The sequence below is a fragment of the Lentiprolixibacter sp. genome (assembly GCF_982873095.1).
In genome coordinates this window covers 1-7,730 of record NZ_CEYNTP010000128.1, presented here as the reverse complement: position 1 = coordinate 7,730, position 7,730 = coordinate 1, and the positions used below count along the sequence as shown (strand labels likewise).

At 47.2% G+C, this 7,730-nt stretch carries 6 protein-coding genes; 1 reads left to right on the top strand and 5 read right to left on the bottom strand.

Going from position 1 to position 7,730, the window contains the following annotated elements; all coding sequences use genetic code 11:
• Positions 1-91 precede the first annotated feature (91 nt).
• The 4 genes from AC4E7D_RS08785 to ruvB all read right to left on the bottom strand — a co-directional run bounded on the left by AC4E7D_RS08785 (position 92) and on the right by ruvB (position 4,800).
• Complete coding sequence (locus AC4E7D_RS08785; protein WP_490173431.1) at positions 92-2,050, bottom strand: helix-turn-helix domain-containing protein; 1,959 nt, start codon at positions 2,048-2,050, stop codon at positions 92-94.
• Positions 2,051-2,193: 143 nt separating this feature from the next.
• The gene (locus AC4E7D_RS08780) at positions 2,194-3,549 is read right to left on the bottom strand and encodes a cytochrome P450 (protein WP_490173430.1); all 1,356 of its coding nucleotides are present in this window, start codon (positions 3,547-3,549) and stop codon (positions 2,194-2,196) included.
• Complete coding sequence (locus AC4E7D_RS08775; protein ID WP_490173429.1) at positions 3,513-3,734, bottom strand: hypothetical protein; 222 nt, start codon at positions 3,732-3,734, stop codon at positions 3,513-3,515. The genes AC4E7D_RS08780 and AC4E7D_RS08775 overlap by 37 nt, the downstream gene beginning before the upstream one ends.
• 43 nt (positions 3,735-3,777) lie before the next feature.
• Positions 3,778-4,800 carry a Holliday junction branch migration DNA helicase RuvB gene (ruvB, locus tag AC4E7D_RS08770; RefSeq protein WP_490173428.1) on the bottom strand — a complete coding sequence of 341 codons (1,023 nt, stop codon included), beginning with the start codon at positions 4,798-4,800 and terminating at the stop codon, positions 3,778-3,780.
• Between the two features lie 222 nt (positions 4,801-5,022).
• Between ruvB and pckA the strand changes: the two genes are divergently transcribed.
• Entirely contained in the window at positions 5,023-6,624 is a 1,602-nt protein-coding gene (pckA, locus tag AC4E7D_RS08765; protein ID WP_490173427.1) for a phosphoenolpyruvate carboxykinase (ATP), read from the top strand.
• Positions 6,625-6,699: 75 nt separating this feature from the next.
• Here pckA and AC4E7D_RS08760 read toward each other — a convergent pair whose 3' ends face one another.
• Complete coding sequence (locus AC4E7D_RS08760; RefSeq protein ID WP_490173426.1) at positions 6,700-7,524, bottom strand: GIN domain-containing protein; 825 nt, start codon at positions 7,522-7,524, stop codon at positions 6,700-6,702.
• Positions 7,525-7,730 lie beyond the last annotated feature (206 nt).

Genomic DNA, 7,730 nt, shown 5'->3' with positions numbered 1-7,730 from the left:
ATTGCCTGTTTATCGCATCTAGTTACTCAATATTCAGGAAAATCGAAATGACATGGGTCAATAGTAGAGTAATTGAGGTATACAATAGTATTCAGTCAGCAATCGGAGGCGCCGGGAAGTCAGCAACAGGAGGAAAGGGGAAGCCCACCTTTTGGTAGATTTCCAGGTAACGCGGATCAGATCGTAAGGATTTTAAAAGGGGTTCCTCACGTAACCAGATCATTTCTACTTCATGCCTGTCATATGATCTCTGCAGCCACTCAAAAGCCCGCTCAGGATCTCCAATGGTTGCAAAGTAGAGTGCCGTAAACCATGCAGGACTACCAGACACCCCCTCTTGATACTGATTCTCAATTTCTGCAAGATATTGCTCAACTGCTTCAATATTTCCCTTCTGATATTCGCAGGCAGCAAGCTTCCACAATACGGTTGGGGGCCGTTCCGGATAAGTTTGTATGAATTTGGTCAGAAGGGCATATGCGCGTTCATATTCATTCAGATAAATATAAATACGAGATGCAGTTCTCAAATACATAATATGATCCGAGTGTAACTTATCCGAATCCCTAAGAAGTTCTAAAGCTTCTTCAGATCTGTTCGATAATGCAAATGCCAGCGCCTTCCAAATGATCCGATAGGGACTGGCAGGATATTCTTTATGGAGTTCTTCACTAATGGCAATAGCTTCTTCATATCTGCCTGTCATTAAACAGTAATTTATGGGAATTCTGCTTTCTTTCTGATAGCTTTTCTCCATGTTTTCAAAATCCCATTCATACATAAATAAACCATCATTATAAACCTTTTTTGCATCAGGGAAGGTACCATCAATTACAATTGCCTTTGCTAGCAGCCCTTTCGCCTTATTCCAGGCCTCTCTTTCTGAGAAAAGCCCCCAGCTTGCACCGCCAAATAGGTATAATTGAGCGAGATCCACATAGGGCTCAACAAAATTAGAATCGAGACGAATGGCATTTTCAAATAAGGTAATAGCATTTTCCTTTCCGGATTTTGTATACTTAAGTGCCTGGTACTTACCCATTAACCAAGTATCATAAGCTTCTTTATTCTCCGTTGGGATGCGCTCAATGGCTAAAAGCTCTTTGCTCTGAGTAGCTATACTCAATTGCCTGATGAGGTCCTGGACGACCGTTGCCTGCATACTGAAGGTATCTTCATTCCATGCGCCTTTGTACTCCTTGGTGGATACATTGGTATTCGTAGGTCCGTGTACCAAATGCAATGTAAATTTTACCAAATCCCCGGAAAGTTGAAAATTTCCCTGAAGGATATTCTGAACTCCCAGCTCTTTTGCGATTGAGGGGGCGTCATGGTCAGAGGCCTTGTATTGGAGGACAGAAGTAAAAGGTATTACCCTTAAGTTTTGTACAAAGCAAAGCCGGGTTATTATGGCATCCGTCATGCCGTCACTTACATATTCCAGATCGGGATCCCCACTCCAGTTCTTGATGGGCAAAACAGCGATAGAATTTTCTACCTCCAAACTCGCAGTGCTGGTTACCTCATCCACTGCATTTGTACTTAAATAATAGGAGGTTGCCCAGGTAACGGTAACCCCTATACCTATGGCAAGGGCCACCACCCACCTTTTGGTAAAGTTGAGTCTTTTACGGAGCAGTTTGATCCTGTCCTTTGGATGGGCAGATGGGGTTAGAGCCTGTACATCATCAGTTTGGTGTTCTGCAACTGCCGTCCTCAGTTTGGCCTCTCCGGGAGGATAGCCGTAGTACTCCTTAAAACAGGTATTGAAATAGGTGGGGCTGGAGAAGCCTACCCGGTAGGCTATCTCAGATACGGATTCCTCTCCTTCCAACAGCATCTCCATGGCCTTGTGCAACCGGAATTCACGGATGAACTGACTGGTAGAATTTCCGTTATAGGCGTGCACTTTCCGGTGCAGGCTGGAGCGACTAAGGCCCACGGCTTTGGCCAATTCTGTTACCCCAAAATGTTCATTCTCCAAATGGGCTTCAAGAATTTCCTTTAGCCGTTTGATGATGGCCTGATCCTGTACGAATTGGTCAGTCATTTTTGAATTGCTGTATATACCTCACGCCTGAGGAAGTAACATGCCCCCCAGGTATACAGCTAATTACGAATTAAAGTTTTTACGTGAAATGACTTTGGTCAATTGTGGGGTATTTCTGATCCACCCTTCACAGACCCTATTAGTTACCGGGGATGGAAGCCAATGGGCACCATCCTGGGTTTTAAGGAGATCAGGGGGTCCAGTTCCAGGGCCGGTAACGAAGAAGTAATACGGTACTGGTTGATGATAAGGCCCAGGGCTATCATCATTTCGTACATGGCAAAGTTATTTCCAACGCACATCCGGGGCCCTGCCCCGAAGGGATAATACGCCCGGGAGTAGTCCTTTTTTCGATCCGTGGCAAAGCGTTCCGGCCAGAACTTTTCGGGTTCCTCCCAGTGGAAAGCAGATCGGTGCAATTCAAATACGGAAAGGAGTACCAGGGTATCCTTCGGAAAAGTAACCTTCCCTGCCTGGTCTTCCTGTACCGTTACCCGATCGATTACGTAGACCGGGGGATAGAGTCTAAGGGCTTCTTCGATACACTGTTTGGTAAAGGTGAGCCTGGGGAGTTCTTCCAGCAGATCACCGTCCCAATCTATCTGTTTCACCTCCTGATGAAGTTTTTCCTGAATCGCCGGGTGGGTGGCCAGCAAATGAAGGGCAAAGCTAAGGGCGTTGGCGGTGGTCTCATGCCCAGCGGTAAACAGGATAAGGACCTCATCTATCAGTTGTCGCCTCGGCATGGCACTGCCGTCTTCATATCGGGAATTCAGGAGCATGTCCAGTAAATCGTCCTGTTCCTCACCGGAACGGATCCGTTGTTCTATGATCTCATTCAGGAGTTCCCGGGCTTCTTCTGCCATTTTAAGGTGGCGCCCGATCTTACCGCTTACCTGGAACCACCATTTCAAATAGGGCTGCCGCATTTCCCGGATGAGCATCCGCTGGTTGGCCTCGGTGATCTCCTGCAGCCGTTTCATCCGCTCCGAAATATCCGATCCGCTAAACAGGGATTTGGCCACCACCTGAAAGGCAAGGTCGCCCATCAGCGGGAATATATCCATTTCCTTATCCGGGGAGATCCGCCCTACTTCGCGTTCTATGGTGGCCTTCATGATGGCAAACAACCCGGTGAGTTTCTTTTTGTGAAAAGCCGGTTGTATCATCCTGCGGTGTACCCGCCAGTGTTCCCCGGTAGCGGTGAGGATCCCCTGCCCGATATAGCGCGCCAGGTCCCGGGTCTGCAAGGCCGACTTCTGGTAGTTTTTGTGGTTCTTTTGCAGCACATGGGCAATGATATCCGCATCACGTGTGAACACTACTGGCGGACCCATAAATACCCGTATTCTAAAAGTATCTCCAAGTCGCTCAAAATTCTCCCGGTGGAAAGGCCATGGGTTTTTCAGAATGCGTTTGCGGTTCCTGAAAACTTCTAAGCGCGAAATCGTCGGGAGGTTCTTCATTGCTCTTCCAAAAACCAGTCGATATGACTGCATTTGGCACAGACATAGCAAAAGGCACTGCGGTTGGCCCAGTCTATATTAAAAAAAGTTGCTGTTTTGGTATTCAGTTGTGCACGTCTCTTGTAGAATTCATCGTGGCCACAAATCCGGCACTGTATGCTATTGCCGTCAATGATCACCTTTTCGGGTACTACTTCATCTTTTGGAAAGAGGGGCATAAGGTGCAGTTATACGTTATTAATCTTATCGTAATCAATTCACTTAAAACAAGCCTGCCTGCGCACCGCCTTTGATCCTACCCAGGTGTTTGTAGGCCAGTTCGGTTACTTCACGTCCGCGGGGGGTCCTCATTATAAAACCCTGCTGGATCAGGAAGGGCTCATAGACCTCTTCAATGGTCTCCGCATTTTCGGAAACTGCAGTGGCCAGGGTACTGATCCCAACCGGTCCCCCTTTGAACTTATCAATTATGGTCTCGAGGATTTTATTGTCCATTTCATCCAGGCCATGGGCATCCACATTCAGGGCTTTTAATCCAAATCTTGAGATCTCGATATCGATGTTGCCATCCCCTTTTATTTGCGCAAAATCCCGCACCCTGCGCAGCAGTGCATTGCTGATCCTGGGCGTGCCCCGGCTCCTGCCGGCAATTTCAATGGCCGCTTCGTTGGTAATCGGTACTTTGAGGATATCGGCACTTCGCTGCACGATGGTCGATAAGAGTTCTGTGGAATAGTATTCCAAGCGACTAGTAATCCCGAACCTTGCGCGCATTGGGGCGGTCAGTAAACCGGAACGCGTCGTGGCTCCTATCAGCGTAAAGGGATGGAGGTTGATCTGTACCGACCTCGCATTGGGCCCGGTTTCGATCATGATGTCGATCTTGTAATCCTCCATAGCAGAGTACAGGTATTCCTCAACTACGGGGCTCAGCCTGTGGATCTCGTCAATGAATAGCACATCCCGCTCCTCCAGGTTGGTCAACAGGCCGGCGAGGTCCCCGGGTTTATCCAGTACCGGTCCGGAGGTTACTTTGATTCCAACGCCAAGTTCATTTGCAAGGATATGGGCCAGGGTGGTTTTGCCCAATCCCGGGGGACCGTGCAATAAGGTGTGGTCAAGGGCCTCATTCCGGAGATTCGCCGCTTCCACAAACACCTTGAGATTTTCGAGTACCTGTTCCTGCCCGGTAAAATCGTCAAAGGAAACCGGCCGAAGGGCCTTTTCAATGGCGAGTTCTTCCTGAGAAAGGTTTTGGGTTGAGGGATCCAGGTTTTCGTTCATAAACCAAAGATAGTAAAAATAGGCAGGGTTGCCTTTCGCCCTGCCCCCATTTTAGCCGGTGGAAAAAGCTAAGGATTTACAAGGGTTTCACATGATATTTATCATTTTTCTTACAGAGATTTATCCCCTTCTTTGCATTGTAATTCTTACGATTGCTTATATTAAATCGAACAAATATTTTAACCTCAAAAAAGAAACTACAACCTTCAAAATTACAAATCAATGACAGCAGCATTTAATTTAAAACAATACGGTATTGAAACCGAAACCATTTACAGAAACAGTAGTGTACCGGTGCTCTATGAACTGGGTTTGAGATTGGAAAAAGGTACAGCTATTTCCAGTGTAGGCGCACTGATGACCTATTCCGGGGAAAAGACGGGCAGGAGCCCTAAAGACAAGCGTATCGTAAGGCACCCGGATTCTGAAAAGAATATCGATTGGGGAGAAATTAACATGGGGCTCGATGAGCACACCTTTATGGTGAACCATGAGCGCGCCATGGATTACCTGAATACCTGTGACCACCTCTTTGTTGTGGATGCTTTTGCAGGATGGGATCCCAAATACCGACTAAAAATCAGGATTATCTGTACACGGGCCTATCACGCCCTCTTTATGCAGAACATGCTGATCATGCCAAGCAAGGAAGAGCTGGCCAATTTCGGAGAGCCGGATTATGTGGTTTTCAACGCCGGTGGTTTCCCAGCTAACCGTTACACTTCAGAGATGACCTCCAAGACCAGTGTAGACCTGAACCTGGAACGTAAGGAGATCGTTATCTTGGGAACACAGTATGCCGGGGAAATGAAGAAAGGTGTATTTACCGTTATGAATTACCTGATGCCACTGGAAGGGGTACTGCCCATGCACTGCTCTGCCAATGTGGGGGAAAAAGATGACGTTTCTATCCTCTTTGGTCTGTCAGGAACCGGTAAAACCACCCTTAGTGCGGATCCCAAACGCCGCCTTATTGGTGACGATGAGCACTGCTGGACAGATGATGGTGTCTTTAATATAGAGGGAGGATGTTATGCCAAGGCGATCAACCTCTCCGCAGAAAAAGAGCCGGATATCTTTAATGCCATCCGTTTCGGTACGGTGCTGGAAAATGTAGTATACGATAAGGATACCCGTGAGGTGGACTATACCGATACCACCATTACCCAGAATACGAGGGCGTCCTATCCATTATCCTTTATCGATAATATTCAGGTTCCCTGTATAGCGGGACACCCGAAAAACATCATCTTCCTTACCTGTGATGCCTTTGGTGTACTGCCTCCGGTAAGTAAGCTCAGCCCGGAACAGGCGAGTTACCACTTTATTGCCGGGTATACCGCCAAGGTTGCCGGTACGGAAATGGGTGTAACCGAACCTCAGGCCACATTTAGTGCCAACTTCGGGGCCGCCTTTATGATGTGGCACCCCAACAAGTATGCTGAAATGCTGGCAGAGAAAATGCGGGACCACAATGCCACAGCCTGGTTGGTGAATACCGGATGGACAGGTGGTCCACACGGTGTAGGTTCACGTATCAACCTGAAATATACCCGAGCAATGATCGATGCCATCCACAATGGTGACTTCGACAATGTAGAATATGTTACAGACGAGGCTTTTGGATTCCAAATCCCACTGAGTTGTCCTAACGTTCCTTCAGAAGTACTGCTTCCGAAGAATACCTGGGAAGACAAAGCGAAATTTGAGGAAACCAAAAGGAAGCTCATCAAGCTTTTCAATGATAACTTCAAACAATTTGAAGCTGGTGTAAACAAGGAAATTGTTGAAGCCGGTCCGAAAATGGAAGCTATGCAAGCTTAAGAGTACAAGTGGTTTAACCCTGTAGTATTCACACTACAGGGTTTTTTTATGTCCTAATTTTTGCTGCGGTATTTTCTACTCGGTTTCTTTGTGAAGTTCAGCGCTGTCTTCGAAGGCCGTGATCACAATCCCTGGGTTGCCGTACAAATATGTCCTGGACGCGCCGCTGGCAAGTAATTCAAAATCGCGATAGCAATAAACACGTGCTACGGCGGTCTCCTTAGTTTCCAATCGGATATCTGCTGCCTCTAATTTTTGCGCTTTCAGGTGGCCGCTTTCACTTACATCCAGGCGCAAGGTATCTGAGGTCCCCTCCAGGGTAGCTAGGGCATTACCTGACATCTGCAGGTGTTGCACCGTTGTGGTTCCATAAAGCTCAAGGCTGGACTTATCTTTAAGGGCCAGGTCGAGGGAATCCCCCTGAATATTGAAGTTCGCCCTGCTGTTTTCTTCCAGGGATATGGCAACCACCGGGCTATCTACTGCCAAATCCACTTTTGCAACACCAGAGGCATTCACCCTAAGCTCATCCGTGACCACGCGCTGATTGCCAATCAGGGAACCATCACGAAGATAAATCGTATTTAACCCTACGTAATTGATCGTGATATCCAGTTGTTTCTTCCCGGTGATCTTATAAAAAGAACTGATGATCAGGGTACTGTCAACCACCCGGAAACGCAGGACATCGATCAGGTTGTCGTCTCCCACGATCGAATAACTTTCAGAAGACGCATTGTCGATGTGTATCTCCAGGTCGTCCTTAAGCTCAATGGTATGGAAGGCCGGCAGGGCTTCCAGTACCTCGACGACATTCCTGTTTCCTTTTATTTTTGGCTTTCGCTGGGCGTGAAGGAACCCTACAGACAAAAGAAGTAAGAAGATGATTGCTTTTTTCACTTTTATAGATTCAGATATTCCCATATAAAGTTAGCGTTATTTATCCAAAGATGCTTTTACGACAGGGCTTCTAACATTATAAAAAAAGCCCATCAAATGATGGGCCATATTCTTTGTTCAGGTTAGGAGCTTAGTGGTTAAGCTCTTCTTCATCTTCCTGTATAGGGATGTGCTGTGGCACAAAATCCTGTCCGGCAATCACGTAT